The following is a 16,015-nucleotide window of genomic DNA, read 5'->3' as shown; positions in this document are numbered from 1 at the left end:
ATCACTTGCGGTCCTTGAGCGGCACGAACTTCAGGTCTTCGGGACCGGTGTAGTTGGCGCTCGGGCGGATGATCTTGCCGTCGATGCGCTGCTCGACAACGTGTGCGGACCAGCCGGCGGTGCGGGCGATGACGAACAGCGGGGTGAACATGGCGGTGGGCACGCCCATCATGTGGTAGCTCACGGCGCTGAACCAGTCGAGATTGGGGAACATCTTCTTGATGTCCCACATGATGGTCTCCAGGCGCTCGGCAATGTCGTACATCTTGGTGTTGGACTGTTCCTGCGACAGCTGCTGGGCGACTTCCTTGATCACCTTGTTGCGCGGGTCGGACACGGTGTAGACCGGGTGGCCGAAGCCGATCACCACTTCCTTCCTCTCGACGCGGGCGCGGATGTCGGCCTCGGCCTCGTCCGGGTTGTCGTAGCGCTTCTGGATCTCGAAGGCCACTTCGTTGGCGCCGCCGTGTTTCGGCCCGCGCAGGGCGCCGATGGCGCCGGCGATGCACGAATACATATCCGAGCCGGTGCCGGCGATCACCCGGGAGGTGAAGGTCGAGGCGTTGAACTCGTGCTCGGCGTACAGGTTGAGCGAGGTGTGCATGGCGCGCACCCAAGACTCGCGCGGCTTCTCGCCGTGCAGCAGGTGCAGGAAGTGGCCGCCGATGGAGTCGTCGTCGGTGTCCACGTCGATGCGCTTGCCGTTGTGGCTGAAGTGGTACCAGTACAGCAGCGCGGAGCCCAGGCAGGCCATCAGCTTGTCGGCGATGTCGCGGGCGCCCGGATGGTTGTGGTCGTCCTTCTCCGGCGACAGGCAGCCGAGCACGGATACGGCGGTGCGCATCACGTCCATCGGGTGGGCCGACGGCGGCAGGGTTTCCAGGGCGGCCTTCACCCCGGCCGGCAGGCCGCGCAGAGCTTTCAGCTTGGCCTTGTAGCCGGCCAGCTCAGCCACGTTGGGCAGCTTGCCGTGGACCAGCAGGTGGGCGATCTCCTCGAATTCGCAGCGGTTGGCGAAATCGAGCACGTCATAACCGCGGTAGTGCAGGTCGTTGCCGGTGCGGCCGACGGTGCACAGGGCGGTGTTGCCGGCGGCGGTGCCGCTCAGGGCCACGGACTTCTTCGGCTTGAAGCCAGGGGTGCTCGCTTCTGGGGCGCTCATCGCGGGTGTCTCCTCATCATTCGTTTCTTGTTCATCCGCAGGCGGACCTGCGTGTCGTCACTTCTTGCCGGCGGCGAACAGCGCGTCGAGCTTCTGCTCGAAGGCGTGGTAGCCGATGCGGTCGTACAGCTCGGCGCGAGTCTGCATCAGCTCGATGACGTCTTTCTGATGGCCGTTCTGGCGGATCGAGGTGTAGACACTTTCCGCCGCCTTGTTGGCAGCGCGGAAGGCGGACAGCGGATACAGCTGGATGGCCACGCCGACCGAGGCCAGCTCGTCGCGGGTGAACAACGGAGTGGCGCCGAACTCGGTGATGTTGGCCAGCACCGGCACGTTCAGCGCATCGACGAAGCGCTTGTAGGTCGGCAGGTCGTAGGCGGCCTCGGCGAAGATGCCGTCGGCGCCCGCCTCCACGTAGCGCTGGCAGCGCTCGATGGCGGCGTCCACGCCCTCGGCCTGGATGGCGTCGGTACGGGCGATCAGGAAGAAGTTCGGGTCGGTCTTGGCATCGGCGGCGGCGCGCACGCGGTCGACCATCTCCTCGCAGGAGACGATTTCCTTGCCCGGACGATGGCCGCAACGCTTGGCGCCGACCTGGTCTTCGATATGGGCGGCGGCGGCGCCGGCCTTGATCAGGTTCTTGATGGTCCGCTCGATGTTGAAGGCCGAGGGGCCGAAGCCGGTGTCGATGTCGACCAGCAACGGCAGATCGCAGACGTCGGTAATGCGGCGTACGTCGGTGAGCACGTCGTCCAGGGTGTTGATGCCCAGGTCAGGCAGGCCCAGCGAGCCCGCCGCGACGCCGCCACCGGACAGGTAAATGGCGCGGAAGCCGGCGCGCTTGGCCAGCAGCGCGTGGTTGGCGTTGATCGCGCCGATGACCTGCAGCGGCTTCTCTTCGGCCAGGGCCTGACGGAAACGCTGGCCGGCGCTGCTCTGGGTAGACAACGGAGTCATGACTCACCTCGTGTGGACGGATTGGCGAGCGCTTCCCGGTAGTGGCGCTCGATGTTGCGCTTGGAGGCGCCGATGTGACGGCGCATCAGCAGCTCGGCCAGCTCGCCGTCACGGTCGGCGATGGCATCGAGAATGCGGTGGTGTTCGGCGAAGGCCTGGTGCGGGCGGTTCGGCGTGGTCGAGAACTGCAGGCGGTACATGCGCACCAGCTGGTACAGCTCGCCGCAGAGCATCTGGGTCAGGGTGCGGTTGCCGCTGCCTTGGATGATCCGGTAGTGGAAGTCGAAGTCGCCTTCCTGCTGGTAATAGCCGACGCCAGCCTTGAACGCGGCGTCCTGCTCATGCAGTTCCAGGACCCGGCGCAGCTCGTCGATCTCGGCCCGGCTCATGCGCTCGGCGGCAAGGCGGCACGCCATGCCTTCCAGGGATTCGCGGATCTCGTACAGCTCGATCAGCTCGGCATGGCTGAGCGAGACCACTCGCGCGCCGACGTGAGGCACTCGCACCAGCAGCTTCTGCCCCTCCAGGCGGTGGATCGCCTCGCGCAGTGGGCCGCGGCTGATGCCGTAGGTACGTGCCAGCTCCGGTTCGGAGATCTTGCTGCCGGGCGGGATCTCGCCCTGCACGATGGCCGCCTGGATACGACGGAATACGTGCTCGGCAAGGGTTTCCGAATCGTTTTGGCCAGCGACGGGCACTTCGATCGAGTCGAGCATCATTGTCAACACGGCAAGTGGATATGGCGCAAAAAGTACGCCTGGGGACCCGCGCAGTCAACCACACACGACAAGATTGTCGACAATCAATCCGGCAGCTCGGAAATCGACGTAATTGGCAATCAACTTGCAGAAACGCTCATAAGCGGCTGTTACCACTGAAAATCAGCATGCTAGAATACCGCCCGCATGAGCCGGCACGGAGCTCCGCATCGGCTGCTAGACTACACTCGGCTGTGCGCACCGCCGCCCCGACGACGCGAATATCAAAGGATTTATGCGACTCACGCCTTTCGCCATCCTCCTCGGCTGCAGCCTGTTTCCCGGCCTGAGTTCCGCCGCCGACAAGACCGTCTATGGTCTGAACGAATACATCAGGCTCACCGATCTCGATCTGGAAGTCGCCGCCAAGCTGGATACCGGCGCCAAGACAGCCTCCCTCAGCGCCCGCGACATCAAGCGCTTCAAGCGTGACGGTGAAACCTGGGTGCGCTTCTACCTGGCCATCGACGACGCCCACGAGCACCCCATCGAGCGCCCGCTGGCGCGCATCAGCAAGATCAAGCGCCGCGCCGGCGACTTCGACCCGGACGAGGGCAAGAGCTACACCGCACGCCCCGTGGTCGAACTGCAGATGTGCATGGGCAAGGCCCTGCGCACCATCGAAGTGAACCTCACCGACCGCAGCGCCTTCCAATACCCGCTGCTGATCGGCTCGGAAGCGCTCAAACGGCTGAACGCCGTGGTCGATCCGAGCCTTAAATACGCCGCTGGCAAACCCGGCTGCACCACCGACGCAAACTCCGCCGAGTAACCTACATGCGCTCTCTTACCCTGCATCTGAAAGTCCTTATCACCCTCCTGGTGACGGTGGGCGTTCTGGTCACGGCCTATCAGATCTTCGTTCTCGGCATTCCGGTGACCGAAGACGAAACCGACGATCTCTGGAACATCGACGCCAAGATCGAGTTCCAGGCCAGCCCGCGCGAGCCGGTCAAGGTGCAGATGTTCGTGCCGCCGCTGAACCAGGACTACGTGAGCCTCAACGAGAGCTTCATCTCCAATAACTACGGCGTGAGCGTCAATCGGGTGGACGGCAACCGCAAGCTGACCTGGTCGGCCCGTCGCGCCAACGGCAACCAGACCCTCTATTACCGCCTGGTGCTGACCAAGCGCTACAGCGGCGAGCCGGCCAAGGCCAAGGGCCCGATCTTCCGCGACAGCATCCCGGTCGAAGGTCCCGAGAAGATCGCCGCCGAAGCCCTGCTCGCACCCATCCGCCAGCATTCGGCCGACGTGCAGACCTTCATCAGCGAGACCATCAAGCGCGTCAACAACGCCAATGACGACAACGTCAAACTGCTGCTTGGCGGCGACGCCTCCACCGTCAACAAGGCCAAGGTGATCGACCTGCTGCTGTCCATCGCCCATGTGCCGATGGAGCGCGTACACACCATCCGCCTGATCGCCGATACCCAGCAGGGCCCGGAGCTGTGGCTGCGCAGCTTCAATGGCGAGAACTGGCTGTACTTCAATCCGGAGAGCGGCGAACAGGGCCTGCCGACCGACCGCGTGGTGTGGTGGACCGGTGACGACCCGCTGGTGAACATCGAGGGCGGCAAGAAGCCTCAGGTCACGTTCACTCTGAACAACAGCGAGATGAACGCCATCCGCCTGGCCAAACTGACCGACGAGAACACCGACGTCGACTTCCTCGAGTACTCCCTGTACGGCCTGCCGCTGCAGACCCAGCAGACCTACCAGATCATGATCATGATCCCGATCGGCGTACTGGTGATCCTCATCCTGCGCAACCTCGGCGGTCTGCAGACCCTCGGCACCTTCACCCCGGTACTGATCGCCCTCGCCTTCCGCGAAACCCAGCTGGGCTTCGGCATCGTGCTGTTCACCATCATCACCGCGCTCGGCCTGTCACTGCGCTCGTACCTCGAACACCTCAAACTGCAGATGCTGCCGCGCCTGTCGGTGGTGCTGACGTTCGTGGTGGTGCTGATCGCCGTGATCAGCCTGTTCAGCCACAAGCTCGGCCTGGAACGCGGCCTGTCGGTGGCGCTGTTCCCCATGGTGATCCTGACCATGACCATCGAACGCCTGTCCATCACCTGGGAAGAGCGCGGCGGCACCCACGCCTTCAAGGTCGCCGTCGGCACCCTGATCGCCGCATCCCTGGCCCACGCCTTGATGAGCATTCCGCAGCTGACCTACTTCGTCTTCACCTTCCCGGCCGTACTGCTGGTACTGGTGGGCTTCATGCTGGCGATGGGTCGCTACCGCGGCTACCGCCTGACCGAGCTGTTCCGTTTCAAAGCCTTCCTGAAGGATTGAACCCATGATCGGTCTGTGGAAGACATGGAAGGCCCTCGAAGCCAAAGGCATCATGGGCATCAACCGCCGCAACGCGGACTACGTGCTGAAGTACAACAAGCGGCACCTGTATCCGATCGTCGATGACAAGATCATCACCAAGGAGCGCGCCCTTGCCGCCGGCATCCACGTGCCCGAGCTGTACGGCGTGATCTCCACGGAGAAGGAGATCGAGAAGTTCGGCGAGATCATCGGCGAGCGCAACGATTTCGTGATCAAGCCGGCGCAGGGCGCCGGCGGCGACGGCATCCTGGTGATCGCCGACAAGTTCGAGGGCCGCTACAAGACGGTCTCCGGCAAGATCGTCAGCCAGGAAGACATCGAGCACCAGCTCTCCAGCATCCTCACCGGCCTGTACTCCCTCGGCGGCCACCGCGACCGCGCGCTGATCGAATACCGCGTCACGCCGGACCCGATCTTCAAGAGCATCAGCTACGAGGGCGTGCCGGACATCCGCATCATCGTGCTGATGGGCTACCCGGTGATGGCCATGCTGCGCCTGCCGACCCGCCAGTCCAACGGCAAGGCCAACCTGCACCAGGGCGCCATCGGCGTCGGCGTGGATCTGGCCACCGGCATCACCCTCAAGGGCACCTGGCTGAACAACAAGATCACCAAGCACCCTGACACCACCAATGCCGTGGACGGCGTGCAGCTGCCCAACTGGGACGGCTTCATGAAGCTGGCGGCGGGCTGCTACGAGCTCTGCGGCCTCGGTTATATCGGCGTGGACATGGTGCTGGACGTGGACAAGGGCCCGCTGATTCTCGAGCTCAACGCGCGTCCCGGCCTGAACATCCAGATCGCCAACGACTGCGGCCTGACCCATCGCGCTCACGCCGTCGAGGCGCGGCTCGAGGAGCTGGCCAAGAAGGGCGTGCTGGAAACGGCGGAGGAGCGGGTACGCTTCTCCCAGGAGCTGTTCGGCCATATCAAGCCCAAGGAGCTCTGAGCCAGCGAACCCGGAGCCTGCCCGATCCCAAGCCCGGCGATGCCGGGCTTTTTCGTTGCGCGCCGCATTACAATCGCGCCTTCAGCCTTCCGATGCCGACCATGAGCACCTGCCGCCTACATCCGCTGCCCTACCGGGCGGACCCTGCCCCCTACTTCGCCCTGGTGCGCGGAGCACCGGGAGCCGTACTGCTGGATGCCGGACGCCCGCATGCCGAGCGCGGACGCTACGACCTGTTCAGCGCCTGGCCGCTGGCAACCTACGCGCCGGGCGATGACGAGAGCGGCGGCGCCTTCTTCCAGCGCCTGCGCGACGGCTTGGCTGCACTCGGCCGTGCCGAGGCTCCCGCGGACCGAGAACTGCCTTTCACCGGCGGCCTGATCGGCTACCTGGCCTACGACTTCGGCCGACGCCTCGAGCGACTGCCCGCGCAGGCCATCGATGATCTCGACCTGCCGGACGCACGCTTCGGCCTCTACGCCTGGGCGATGGTCAGCGACCACCGGCAGCGGACCAGCCAGCTGGTGTTCCATCCCAGCCTGGAGCCGGCCGAATGCGAGCGACTGATCGCCCTGTTCGAAACGCCGGCGCCCGACGCAGTCGCGCCCTTCTCGCTCAGCCGCCCCTTCCGGGCCGACCTGACCCAGGACGATTACCGTCGCGCCATCGAACGCATCCAGGCCTATATCCAGGCCGGCGACTGCTATCAGGTCAACTTCGCCCAGCGTTTCCAGGCGCCCTGCCGGGGCGATGCCTGGAGCGCTTACCAGGCACTGCGGGCCGCCTGCCCTACGCCCTTCGCCGGATTTCAGGCCCTCGACGAGGGTGATGCCCTCCTCAGCCTGTCGCCGGAGCGCTTCCTTCAGATCAGCCAGGGCCGCGTCGAGACCCGCCCGATCAAGGGCACCCGCCCGCGCGGCGCCACGCCAGCCGAGGACGAGGCCAATGCCGCCGAGCTGCTGGCCAGTCCTAAGGACCGCGCCGAGAACCTGATGATCGTCGACCTGCTGCGTAACGACCTGGGTCGCAGCTGCCGCACCGGCTCGGTCAGGGTGCCCGAGCTGTTCGCCCTGGAGAGCTATCCCAACGTGCATCACCTGGTCAGCGCCGTGACCGGCGAGCTGGCAGACGACCACGACGCACTGGACCTGGTGGCCGGCAGCTTCCCCGGCGGCTCGATCACCGGCGCGCCGAAGATCCGCGCCATGCAGATCATCGACGAGCTGGAGCCGACCCGCCGCGCCCTATACTGTGGCTCCCTGCTCTATCTGGACGTACGCGGCGAACTGGACAGCTCCATCGCCATCCGCAGCCTGCTGGTCAGCAACGGCAGCGTCAGCTGCTGGGGCGGCGGCGGCATCGTGGCGGACTCGGACTGGCAGGCCGAGTATCAGGAGTCCATCACCAAGGTGAGGGTCCTGCTGCAGACACTGGAAGCGCTCTGATCGCCCATGAAAAAGGCCCGCATCAGCGGGCCTTTTTTGTTGCCGATAACCTTACAGGCTCAGCTCGCGGTCGGACGCCTTGAGGAACTCGCGCTTGAGGTCTTCGTAGGTGTGCACCGCCGGGAACTGCGGGAACTCGCGGATCACGTTGTTCGGCGCATGGAACAGGATGCCGGCGTGGGCCTCGGCGAGCATGGTGGTGTCGTTGTACGAATCACCGGCGGCGATCACGCGGTAGTACAGGCTCTTGAAGGCGATCACCGACTGGCGCTTGGGGTCCTTCTGGCGCAGCTGATAGCCCACCACGCGATCGGTCTCATCGGTGACCAGCTTGTGGCACAGCAGGGTCGGGAAGCCCAGCTGGCGCATCAGCGGCTGGGAGAACTCATAGAAGGTGTCCGACAGGATCACCACTTGGAAACGCTCGCGCAGCCAGTCGACGAACTCGACGGCGCCTTCCAGCGGCTTGAGGGTGGCGATCACTTCCTGGATGTCGCGCAGCTTGAGGCCGTGCTCGTCGAGGATGCGCAGACGCTGCTTCATCAGCACGTCGTAGTCGGGAATATCGCGGGTGGTCGCCTTGAGCGCGTCGATACCGGTTTTCTCGGCGAAGGCGATCCAGATTTCCGGAACCAGTACACCTTCGAGGTCGAGGCAGGCGATTTCCACGGGCGACTCCTTACGGGCTGAGAGAGGGCCGGCACTCTAGCAGCATGGCGAGTCGCTGGTAAACCGGGCGCCCGGTGGTTGAGCCGGTCACGGGCTGGTAACATCGGCGCCCCTCCCATCGACTGCCCACAGGACCACTCCGATGACCCTCGATCTGGCTCGCATCAATGCCGAACTCGGGAAAGACGCCGAAAAACTCGTGGAGTGGGCCCTGAGCCTGGGCAAGACGGCGATCTGCACCACCAACTTCCGCCCCTTCGAGGCGGTGATCCTGCACATGGTCACCCAGGTCAAGCCGGACATCCAGGTGATCTGGATGGACAACGGCTACAACACCGAGGCGACCTACCAGTTCGCCGATGAAGTCACCAAGCTGCTCGATCTCAACCTGAAGACCTACCTGCCACTGCGCTCGCGCGCCCACCGCGAGGCCGTCGACGGCCCGGTACCGGCGCTGGATGATCCGCGTCATGCCGCCTTCACCGAGGAGGTGAAGTTGGAACCCTTCGCCCGCGCGTTGCGCGAGACCGCGCCGCAGGTCTGGTTCACCGCGCTGCGTGCCAGCGACACCGCCGTGCGTGCGCAGATGGACCCGGTCAGCATCAACCCGGACGGTCTGATCAAGGTCGCCCCGCTGCTGCACTGGAGCTCCAAGGAGCTGTATCAGTACCTGGTCGAGCACAACCTGCCGAACAACTTCGACTACATCGACCCGACCAAGGGCGAGGAAAACCGCGAATGCGGGCTGCACCTCAGCCACTGAGGGCAGCACAACGAAAAAGGGCGCCGCATGGCGCCCTTTTTCATGGCCTACGTGCTAATGCGTCGGCAGCTCGACACCGGCGAACAGCTCGTCCAGCTCGGCCTTGGTATGGCACTGCACGGCCTTGGCCAGCACGTCGCGGGTCAGGTGCGGGGCGAACTTCTCGATGAAGTCGCACATGAAGCCGCGCAGGAAAGTGCCGCGCCGGAAGCCGATCTTGGTGACGCTGGCCTCGAACAGCTCGCTGGCATCAAGGACCACAAGGTCGCTGTCGAGCTTGGGGTCGACCGCCATGCCCGCGACGATGCCGACGCCCAGCCCCAGCCGCACATAGGTCTTGATCACGTCAGCATCGGCCGCGGTGAATACCACCTTGGGCGACAGCCCCTTGTGACTGAACGCCTCGTCGAGCTTGGAGCGACCGGTGAAGCCGAACACGTAGGTGACGATCGGATGCTCGGCCAGCGCCTCAAGAGTCAGCTTCGGCAATTTGGTCAGCGGATGGCCCTGGGGCACGATCACACAACGGTTCCAGCGGTAACACGGCATCATCACCAGGTCGTTGAACAGCTCCAGGCCCTCGGTGGCGATGGCGAAGTCCACGGTGCCGTCCGCCGCCATCTCGGCGATTTGGGTCGGCGTACCCTGCTGCATGTGCAGGGCCACCTCGGGATATTGCTTGATGAAACCGCTGATCACCGCCGGCAGCGCATAGCGGGCCTGGGTGTGGGTCGTCGCGATGGACAGGGTGCCCTTCTTCTCGTTGGAAAATTCTTGGGCGATCTGTTTGATGCTCTCGACCTTGCGCAGGATCTCGCCAGCAGTGGTGATGATCCGTTCTCCGGCCGGCGTCACGCGGGTCAGGTGTTTGCCACTGCGGGCGAAGACCTCGACACCCAGTTCATCTTCCAGCAGGCGGATCTGCTTGCTGATGCCGGGTTGCGAGGTGTAGAGGCTCTGCGCGGTGGCAGAGACGTTGAGATCGTGATGCGCTACTTCCCAGATGTAGCGCAGTTGCTGCAGCTTCATAGAGGTCCCTCAAAGCAGAAAAGCGCTGCCGACGCCCTTGGGCGATATAACCATATTATTGGTTCAGTGATTAAAGCTAGACGATTTTCTGAGCAATGCATGCCGTTCGTCCAGCGCTTCGCAAACCCGCGGCTAGCGGTGCTGCAGCATAGGCACCAGATAGACCGGCTTATCCGACAGCTGCAGTACGCGCGCCGCGGTCCTGCCCAGGGGAATATCCTGCGCTGCGCCATGGCTGTGACTGCCTACGACCAGCAGATCGACGCCGAGTTTCCCGGCCTCCTCGACAATCACCTGGGCCGGATCCCCCTGTACGACGCGTACGCTGCGGATCATCTGCATGTCCTGCTGGGCCTCGCCCATTTCATCGCGAAAACCCTCCAGCACGCGCTGCTCGATGCTGGCCATCACGGTGGCGAGCCCCTTGCTGCGTAACTCCTGCAGGGTCGTCTCGTCCAGGTAGGTCTGCAGCACCGATTCGGCGAACAGGCCCATCGGCTCCACCGCGTGCACGACATACAGCTCGGCCTGGAACGCCTTGGCCAACGCCAAAGCGTGCTGCAGCACGTACGGCGCGTACAACCCGAGATCGGTGGCATAGAGAATGGAACGCAGCATGGGGCCGTCCTGAGACTGCTGGACCTAGGCTGAGCTTAGCAGCGCCTCGGCGGACTTCCCGCGTCACCCGCCGTCCGGCCCTGCTCGATCAGCCCCGAGCGGCCTCGAGAAATCGCAACGCCTGCAGCAGCATGCGCATCTTCGGCAGCTCGCATCCCGCCGCCGCAGCGGCTGCCAGTGGCGCCTCGTAGATGGCCTCGAGCTCCGCCGGGCGGCCATGGCGGAAGTCGTGGTACATGCTGGGCAGGTAGTCGGGCATCCGGTCGGTGGCGGCCAGCAGCTGCTCCGGGTAGCCGTCCGGCAGTGTCTGCCCGCACACCGCGGCGCCGCGGGCCACTTCGCACATCAGCTCGAGAATCAGCGCACGACTGTCGGCGCTGTCCATCAGGCGCCGGGTGCCGGCATTCAGCAAAACCGAGAGGCCGTTGTAGGGAACATTCCACACCAGCTTCTGCCAGCGCGCCTGCTGCAAGTCGGCCATGGCGACGGACTCGATACCGGCCGAACGAAACAGCTCGGCCCCCTCCTCGACAATCGCCTGTCGTCCTTCGTCCAGCTCCGGCGGACCGGAGTGATAGCCCAGGTTCACGGCACCGAGGGCCTGGTGCTCGATGACCCCGGGAGCGGACCTGTGGACGCAGATGAAGCAGAGCCCGCCGAGCAGATGCAGCGAGTCGGGCAGCAGCGGTCTCAACCGGTCCTCTACGCCCAGGCCATTCTGCAGCAGCACCACCCGGGCGTTGGCAGCGGCCAGACGGGCAATGAGCGGCGCCAGCTCGGCGTTACTGGTGGTCTTGGCACCCACCAGCAGCCAGTCGCACTTCGGCATGTCCGCGACGCAATGCCATGCCTGCACCGGTTGCAGGGCGAGCTCGCCATGTACCGCACTGTTCAGCTGCAGGCCTCGTTCAGCCACGGCGCGATACTCGCTGCGCAGCAGGAAATGCACGTCATGACCGGCGCGAGCCAGCATCAGCCCATAGAAGCCACCGATGGCCCCGGTGCCGACGATGCCAATGCGCGGACGTTTTGATTCGGTCATCAGGGTAACTCCTCGGGTTCGCGTTCGAGCGCCTGCCGGATCGCCGCAGACAATTCGGTTGCCAGTAGCGCGGACGAAAGGGCACCGAAATACTGGCCATCGCGCACCAGGAACAGGCTCGGCAGACGGAATACCTCATAGCGCTGCACCAGGCCGCCGTTCTCGCCGGCATCGACCCAGCACAGGCGGTCGACGGGAAGGTCCATACCCGGCAGCTCACGGCGTGCCCAGCGACAACCGGCACAGCCGGCACTGACGAAGATCAGCAGCGTGCTGCCGGCCATCGCCAGCAACCGATGGTCGGCATCGAAATCGGTCAGTTCGAGATCAGGCACTATACTGGGCCTTGCATGATGGCATTTAGATGGCATCCGGAGTAGTCGCAATGCGTCGCTTTCTTCGTCACCCCAGCGATATGCCGATCGAGCTGGTGCAACGCAAACACGCCTTCCTGCCGCGGCAAAGGCTGAACAATATCAGCCTCGGCGGCGTGGCTTGCAATTCCAGCAAGGGATTTCGCAAGGGCACCGCGGTCGAGCTGCGCATCCCGCTGTTCGGCGACGACGCGCGCTACCCGGGGGTGGTCGCCTGGTGCCGCAAGCAGGCCGACCAGTATCTGATCGGCATCGCTTTCATCGACGAAGACACCCTGTTCCGGGCGCGCATGGTCGAGCAGGTCTGCCAGATCGAGCACTACCGCCATCAGCGCGAACTCGAACTGGGCACGCCACTGGAGGTGGAAGCGGTCGCACGCGAGTGGATCGCGCTGCACGCCGCCGAATTCCCGAGCGCCCGCATCCACTAGATTCCAGCCGATCTGCCATTGTCGAGGCAGCCTCGAACGCGTTAAGGTTCCGGTCCCCCGCTGCGCCCAGTGATTTCGCCTGAAGAGGCGCTCGGCTCCCGTGACCTGACGAGTACCACGATGGCTGATTTACCGATTGACGATCTCAACGTTTCGTCCAATGAAACCCTGATCACCCCGGCGCAGCTCAAGCGCGAAATCCCCCTCACTGAAGCCGCCCAGCGCACCGTCGCCAATGGCCGCCAGGTGGTCCGCGACATTCTCGACGGCAAGGACCACCGCCTGTTCGTGGTGGTCGGCCCCTGCTCCATCCACGACATCAAGGCCGCCCATGACTACGCCGAGCGCCTGAAGGTGCTGGCCGCCGAGGTGTCCGACACGTTGTTCCTGGTCATGCGCGTGTACTTCGAGAAGCCGCGCACCACCGTGGGCTGGAAGGGTCTGATCAACGATCCCTACCTGGACGACTCGTTCAAGATCCAGGACGGCCTGCACATCGGCCGCCGCCTGCTGCGCGACCTGGCCGAGATGGGCCTGCCGACCGCCACCGAAGCGCTCGACCCGATTTCACCGCAGTACCTGCAGGACCTGATCAGTTGGTCAGCCATCGGCGCCCGCACCACCGAATCCCAGACCCACCGCGAAATGGCTTCGGGCCTCTCCTCGGCCGTCGGCTTCAAGAACGGCACCGACGGCGGCTTGACCGTGGCGATCAACGCCCTGCAATCGGTGTCCAGCCCGCATCGCTTCCTCGGCATCAACCAGGAAGGCGGCGTGTCGATCGTCACCACCAAGGGCAACGCCTACGGGCATGTGGTACTGCGCGGCGGCAACGGCAAGCCCAACTACGATTCGGTCAGCGTCGCCATCTGCGAGCAGGAGCTGGCCAAGGCCAAGATCAGCCCGAACATCATGGTCGACTGCAGCCACGCCAACTCCAACAAGGACCCGGCCCTGCAGCCGCTGGTAATGGAGAACGTCGCCAACCAGATTCTCGAGGGCAACACCTCGATCGTCGGCCTGATGGTGGAGAGCCATCTGGGCTGGGGCAACCAGTCGATTCCGAAGGACCTGGGCGACCTCAAGTACGGCGTGTCCATCACCGATGCCTGCATCGACTGGGACACCACCGAGAAGACGTTGCGCGGCATGCACAGCAAGCTCAAGGACGTGCTGCCCAAGCGCCAGCGCGGCTGACATTCAGCGCAAACGAAAACGCCGGGCAATGCCCGGCGTTTTCGTTTTCGGCCTCTCAGCCGCTGGTCTGCTGGCGCTGGCGGCGCTCCAGGTAGCGTTCGACATAGGAACACGACGGAATCACCGTATACCCCATGGACTCGGCGTACTCGAGCGCCTGCTCGGTCAGCGCGGCGGCAATGCCTCGTCCACGCAAGGCGTTGGGTACAAAGGTACGGTAGATGTCGAGCGTCTGCTTGCCCAGATCCATATAGGCCAGATAGGCGCGATGGCCGTCGATCACGGCCTCGAATTGATGACCCGCCTGGTCATGGTGGATGGACAGCCCTTCGCTCATTTCCTCTCCTCGTGGGTTAAAACAGTACCCTTACCTTATCGATCTTTTCCTGGCGGAGGAACATCTCGGCCGAGCCACTGCCCATTTGGACACTGAGAAACACCCTGCCGTTCTCCACTTTATGCAGCACGCCCTGATAGTAGGTGCCGTCATAGGTGATGAACTGTAGCCGCTTGCCCGCATGGCTGGGTAGGCTTTCCACGCTGACGAACTCGAACTGGGGGCTCGTCTGCTGCTCATTGGCCTCGACCCGGATCAGCTCGTTCGGCTCGGATATTGGTGCCGCTTGAGGATTCACCCAGGCGAAAGACAGCGGCTCAACCACCTGCTGATTGATCAGCAATACCGGGCGCAGCATGGCCAGCACGTCCTTGGGTTCGAAGAACTGCAGGCCGTCCCAGATCGCGCCATCGGTCGGGGTCAACTCCAGGCGAAGGGCCTGGGGGTCGCGGTAATAGCCGCCCAGCGAATCGAGCAAAGCAGGCTCCAGGGCGATGCGCTGGGCACGCAGCTCGCTGTCCAGCTTCTCCAGCGATGTGCGCACATACTCTTCGCTGGACTGGCCGAGCTTGCCGGCGCAGTAGCTGTTGACCTTGCGCTGATACTGGTTGTCGTTGATTTCCAGGACGAGACTGGAGATGCGCGGCGGGTTCACCCGCATGTCACCAGGCTTTTCCGACACATTGGCCATCTGCAGACTGACCCGGTACTCACCCATGCCCCGCGTGTCGGCAGTGAGATTGAAGGCGAGGTTCTGCGCGCCCGGCTGGAACCGGTACGAAAACTCGGCATCGGTTTCCAGCGTGCGATAGCCCATTTCAAGCAGATCATCGACGCCAATGCGGTTCACGTCGCCACAGGCGACGCTGGTAAGGGCAGCTTCCAGATCCGGAGCCGGCGGCGCCTCGTGGACCATTGTCATGAACGGGCCGTGGACATCGATCGCCAGGCCTTCGATACGCACCGCCAACTGCTCAGGGAGCTTGCCCTCTGCCAGGCGCTCCTTGAATGCCAATAGCTCGCGCAACCCCTTGAACCTGAGCTCCGCATGCGCGATGTGAAACGTGTCATTGAGCATCGGCACTCGAATTTCGATGCCTTCGACGCCGACACGACCATCGAAAGATGAAGTGATGCCTCGATAACTCAACTGTGCGAACGGGGAAAACTGGGCGATGGCATCGTTCATGATCGAGCGAACCGACAACCAGAGCGAAACCTTGATCAGGATCCCGACGGCAAGAATACCGAGCAGGGCCCATTTGATGAATTTCGACATCGCTACATCCTTGGTTTATCCGGAAAAGCTTCCTGCCGGAACGGCGCAGCGATCTTACCAATTGGCCAGGACGACAGCCATGTATCGGAGCATGCACGGGCGTACCAAGATGAACTATCGCGCGCTTATCGGGGAACTAGAACTGTATGTTTTTTAAACAAAAAGATTAAAGCTTGAGCAGGCTTGAAATTTTTTTGCTTCACTTGCCTTGGCTCAGTTTACTTACTAAAAGTAATGGGTAGTATGTAGCGCGGCTAATTTCTCAAGCTTGGGAAATTGCTTTCATGGAAAGTCCACTTAAGGGGAACACGATGAACAATGTTCTGAAATTCTCTGCTCTGGCCCTGGCCGCCGTTCTGGCTACTGGCTGCAGCAGCATGTCCAAAGAAACCGAAGCTCGTCTGACCGCTACCGAAGACGCTGCTGCTCGCGCTCAAGCTCGTGCCGACGAAGCCTACCGTAAGGCTGACGAGGCTCTGGCCGCTGCTCAGAAGGCTCAGCAGACCGCTGACGAAGCCAACGAGCGCGCTCTGCGCATGCTGGAAAAAGCTAGCCGCAAGTAATCCTTGCCAAGGCTTTGAAGAAGCCGACTCGGTTCGCCGAGTCGGCTTTTTTTATGCGCCCGATTCGGCCGGGCACAAAAAAGCCCGCCGGCAAGA

Annotated in this window: 18 protein-coding genes; 8 read left to right on the top strand and 10 right to left on the bottom strand. The window is 63.5% G+C overall.

The genetic code is table 11. The features are described 5' to 3' along the window. Position 1: 1 nt before the first annotated feature. Genes prpC through NF616_RS10895 form a run of 3 tightly spaced genes read right to left on the bottom strand, consistent with a single transcriptional unit; the run spans position 2 to position 2,835 of the window. Positions 2-1,162: a bifunctional 2-methylcitrate synthase/citrate synthase gene (gene prpC, locus NF616_RS10905; RefSeq protein ID WP_252273290.1), complete on the bottom strand. Its 1,161-nt coding sequence runs from the start codon at positions 1,160-1,162 to the stop codon at positions 2-4. Between the two features lie 57 nt (positions 1,163-1,219). Further along, on the bottom strand, positions 1,220-2,119 hold the full coding sequence (gene prpB / locus NF616_RS10900; RefSeq protein WP_252273289.1) for a methylisocitrate lyase: 900 nt from the start codon (positions 2,117-2,119) through the stop codon (positions 1,220-1,222). Next, positions 2,116-2,835: a GntR family transcriptional regulator gene (locus tag NF616_RS10895; RefSeq protein WP_252273399.1), complete on the bottom strand. Its 720-nt coding sequence runs from the start codon at positions 2,833-2,835 to the stop codon at positions 2,116-2,118. The genes prpB and NF616_RS10895 overlap by 4 nt, the downstream gene beginning before the upstream one ends. Before the next feature lie 277 nt (positions 2,836-3,112). On the opposite strand from NF616_RS10895, the gene rloA reads away from it, so the two are divergent. The 4 genes from rloA to pabB all read left to right on the top strand — a co-directional run bounded on the left by rloA (position 3,113) and on the right by pabB (position 7,617). Continuing rightward, complete coding sequence (rloA, locus tag NF616_RS10890) at positions 3,113-3,649, top strand: retropepsin-like aspartic peptidase RloA (RefSeq protein ID WP_252273288.1); 537 nt, start codon at positions 3,113-3,115, stop codon at positions 3,647-3,649. Between the two features lie 5 nt (positions 3,650-3,654). After that, on the top strand, positions 3,655-5,181 hold the full coding sequence (gene rloB, locus NF616_RS10885) for an osmotic stress tolerance membrane protein RloB (RefSeq protein ID WP_252273287.1): 1,527 nt from the start codon (positions 3,655-3,657) through the stop codon (positions 5,179-5,181). A 7-nt stretch (positions 5,182-5,188) separates the two neighbouring features. Further along, complete coding sequence (locus NF616_RS10880; protein ID WP_252273398.1) at positions 5,189-6,172, top strand: alpha-L-glutamate ligase-like protein; 984 nt, start codon at positions 5,189-5,191, stop codon at positions 6,170-6,172. Between the two features lie 101 nt (positions 6,173-6,273). Then, positions 6,274-7,617, top strand: coding sequence for an aminodeoxychorismate synthase component I (gene pabB, locus NF616_RS10875; protein WP_252273286.1), 1,344 nt, complete (start codon positions 6,274-6,276; stop codon positions 7,615-7,617). A gap of 51 nt (positions 7,618-7,668) precedes the next feature. On the opposite strand, the gene thrH is transcribed toward pabB, so the two are convergent. Next, positions 7,669-8,286, bottom strand: a complete 618-nt coding sequence (thrH, locus tag NF616_RS10870) for a bifunctional phosphoserine phosphatase/homoserine phosphotransferase ThrH (protein ID WP_252273285.1) — start codon at positions 8,284-8,286, stop codon at positions 7,669-7,671. Between the two features lie 142 nt (positions 8,287-8,428). Between thrH and NF616_RS10865 the strand changes: the two genes are divergently transcribed. After that, complete coding sequence (locus tag NF616_RS10865; protein WP_252273284.1) at positions 8,429-9,049, top strand: phosphoadenosine phosphosulfate reductase domain-containing protein; 621 nt, start codon at positions 8,429-8,431, stop codon at positions 9,047-9,049. Between the two features lie 54 nt (positions 9,050-9,103). Here the strand turns inward: NF616_RS10865 and cysB are convergent, their stop codons facing one another. The 4 genes from cysB to NF616_RS10845 all read right to left on the bottom strand — a co-directional run bounded on the left by cysB (position 9,104) and on the right by NF616_RS10845 (position 12,109). Beyond that, positions 9,104-10,078, bottom strand: coding sequence for an HTH-type transcriptional regulator CysB (gene cysB / locus NF616_RS10860; RefSeq protein WP_252273283.1), 975 nt, complete (start codon positions 10,076-10,078; stop codon positions 9,104-9,106). A 132-nt stretch (positions 10,079-10,210) separates the two neighbouring features. Beyond that, complete coding sequence (locus tag NF616_RS10855) at positions 10,211-10,696, bottom strand: universal stress protein (protein ID WP_252273282.1); 486 nt, start codon at positions 10,694-10,696, stop codon at positions 10,211-10,213. Between the two features lie 88 nt (positions 10,697-10,784). Next, positions 10,785-11,738 (bottom strand): putative 2-dehydropantoate 2-reductase, encoded by a 954-nt coding sequence (locus NF616_RS10850; protein WP_252273281.1) that lies wholly within the window; start codon positions 11,736-11,738, stop codon positions 10,785-10,787. Next, positions 11,738-12,109, bottom strand: a complete 372-nt coding sequence (locus tag NF616_RS10845) for a thioredoxin family protein (protein ID WP_252273280.1) — start codon at positions 12,107-12,109, stop codon at positions 11,738-11,740. The genes NF616_RS10850 and NF616_RS10845 overlap by 1 nt, the downstream gene beginning before the upstream one ends. A 14-nt stretch (positions 12,110-12,123) precedes the next feature. On the opposite strand from NF616_RS10845, the gene NF616_RS10840 reads away from it, so the two are divergent. Both NF616_RS10840 and NF616_RS10835 read left to right on the top strand, forming a co-directional pair. Beyond that, a complete protein-coding gene (locus NF616_RS10840; protein WP_252273279.1) occupies positions 12,124-12,543 on the top strand; it encodes a PilZ domain-containing protein in 420 nt (139 codons plus the stop codon). Positions 12,544-12,663: 120 nt separating this feature from the next. Further along, entirely contained in the window at positions 12,664-13,740 is a 1,077-nt protein-coding gene (locus NF616_RS10835) for a 3-deoxy-7-phosphoheptulonate synthase (protein ID WP_252273278.1), read from the top strand. A 55-nt stretch (positions 13,741-13,795) separates the two neighbouring features. On the opposite strand, the gene NF616_RS10830 is transcribed toward NF616_RS10835, so the two are convergent. After that, positions 13,796-14,077, bottom strand: a complete 282-nt coding sequence (locus tag NF616_RS10830; protein ID WP_252273277.1) for a GNAT family N-acetyltransferase — start codon at positions 14,075-14,077, stop codon at positions 13,796-13,798. Between the two features lie 16 nt (positions 14,078-14,093). Continuing rightward, entirely contained in the window at positions 14,094-15,356 is a 1,263-nt protein-coding gene (locus NF616_RS10825; protein WP_252273276.1) for a hypothetical protein, read from the bottom strand. A 311-nt stretch (positions 15,357-15,667) separates the two neighbouring features. On the opposite strand from NF616_RS10825, the gene oprI reads away from it, so the two are divergent. Continuing rightward, positions 15,668-15,919 carry an outer membrane lipoprotei OprI gene (oprI, locus tag NF616_RS10820; RefSeq protein WP_003239826.1) on the top strand — a complete coding sequence of 84 codons (252 nt, stop codon included), beginning with the start codon at positions 15,668-15,670 and terminating at the stop codon, positions 15,917-15,919. Positions 15,920-16,015: the final 96 nt, after the last annotated feature.

The sequence above is a fragment of the Pseudomonas subflava genome, from assembly GCF_023823685.1.
Classification (GTDB): Bacteria; Pseudomonadota; Gammaproteobacteria; order Pseudomonadales; family Pseudomonadaceae; genus Aquipseudomonas; species Aquipseudomonas subflava.
Note: the sequence above shows the minus strand (reverse complement) of the source record. Positions and strands in the feature narration are given on the sequence as shown.

What these genes read in the sequence shown, in the direction of transcription:
- prpC (WP_252273290.1), bottom strand. Translation starts at nt 1,162, where the DNA reads ATGAGCGCCCCAGAAGCGAGCACCCCTGGCTTCAAGCCGAAGAAGTCC.
- prpB (WP_252273289.1), bottom strand. Translation starts at nt 2,119, where the DNA reads ATGACTCCGTTGTCTACCCAGAGCAGCGCCGGCCAGCGTTTCCGTCAG.
- NF616_RS10895 (WP_252273399.1), bottom strand. Translation starts at nt 2,835, where the DNA reads ATGCTCGACTCGATCGAAGTGCCCGTCGCTGGCCAAAACGATTCGGAA.
- rloA (WP_252273288.1), top strand. Translation starts at nt 3,113, where the DNA reads ATGCGACTCACGCCTTTCGCCATCCTCCTCGGCTGCAGCCTGTTTCCC.
- rloB (WP_252273287.1), top strand. Translation starts at nt 3,655, where the DNA reads ATGCGCTCTCTTACCCTGCATCTGAAAGTCCTTATCACCCTCCTGGTG.
- pabB (WP_252273286.1), top strand. Translation starts at nt 6,274, where the DNA reads ATGAGCACCTGCCGCCTACATCCGCTGCCCTACCGGGCGGACCCTGCC.
- NF616_RS10865 (WP_252273284.1), top strand. Translation starts at nt 8,429, where the DNA reads ATGACCCTCGATCTGGCTCGCATCAATGCCGAACTCGGGAAAGACGCC.
- cysB (WP_252273283.1), bottom strand. Translation starts at nt 10,078, where the DNA reads ATGAAGCTGCAGCAACTGCGCTACATCTGGGAAGTAGCGCATCACGAT.
- NF616_RS10855 (WP_252273282.1), bottom strand. Translation starts at nt 10,696, where the DNA reads ATGCTGCGTTCCATTCTCTATGCCACCGATCTCGGGTTGTACGCGCCG.
- NF616_RS10850 (WP_252273281.1), bottom strand. Translation starts at nt 11,738, where the DNA reads ATGACCGAATCAAAACGTCCGCGCATTGGCATCGTCGGCACCGGGGCC.
- NF616_RS10845 (WP_252273280.1), bottom strand. Translation starts at nt 12,109, where the DNA reads ATGCCATCTAAATGCCATCATGCAAGGCCCAGTATAGTGCCTGATCTC.
- NF616_RS10840 (WP_252273279.1), top strand. Translation starts at nt 12,124, where the DNA reads ATGCGTCGCTTTCTTCGTCACCCCAGCGATATGCCGATCGAGCTGGTG.
- NF616_RS10835 (WP_252273278.1), top strand. Translation starts at nt 12,664, where the DNA reads ATGGCTGATTTACCGATTGACGATCTCAACGTTTCGTCCAATGAAACC.
- NF616_RS10830 (WP_252273277.1), bottom strand. Translation starts at nt 14,077, where the DNA reads ATGAGCGAAGGGCTGTCCATCCACCATGACCAGGCGGGTCATCAATTC.
- NF616_RS10825 (WP_252273276.1), bottom strand. Translation starts at nt 15,356, where the DNA reads ATGTCGAAATTCATCAAATGGGCCCTGCTCGGTATTCTTGCCGTCGGG.
- oprI (WP_003239826.1), top strand. Translation starts at nt 15,668, where the DNA reads ATGAACAATGTTCTGAAATTCTCTGCTCTGGCCCTGGCCGCCGTTCTG.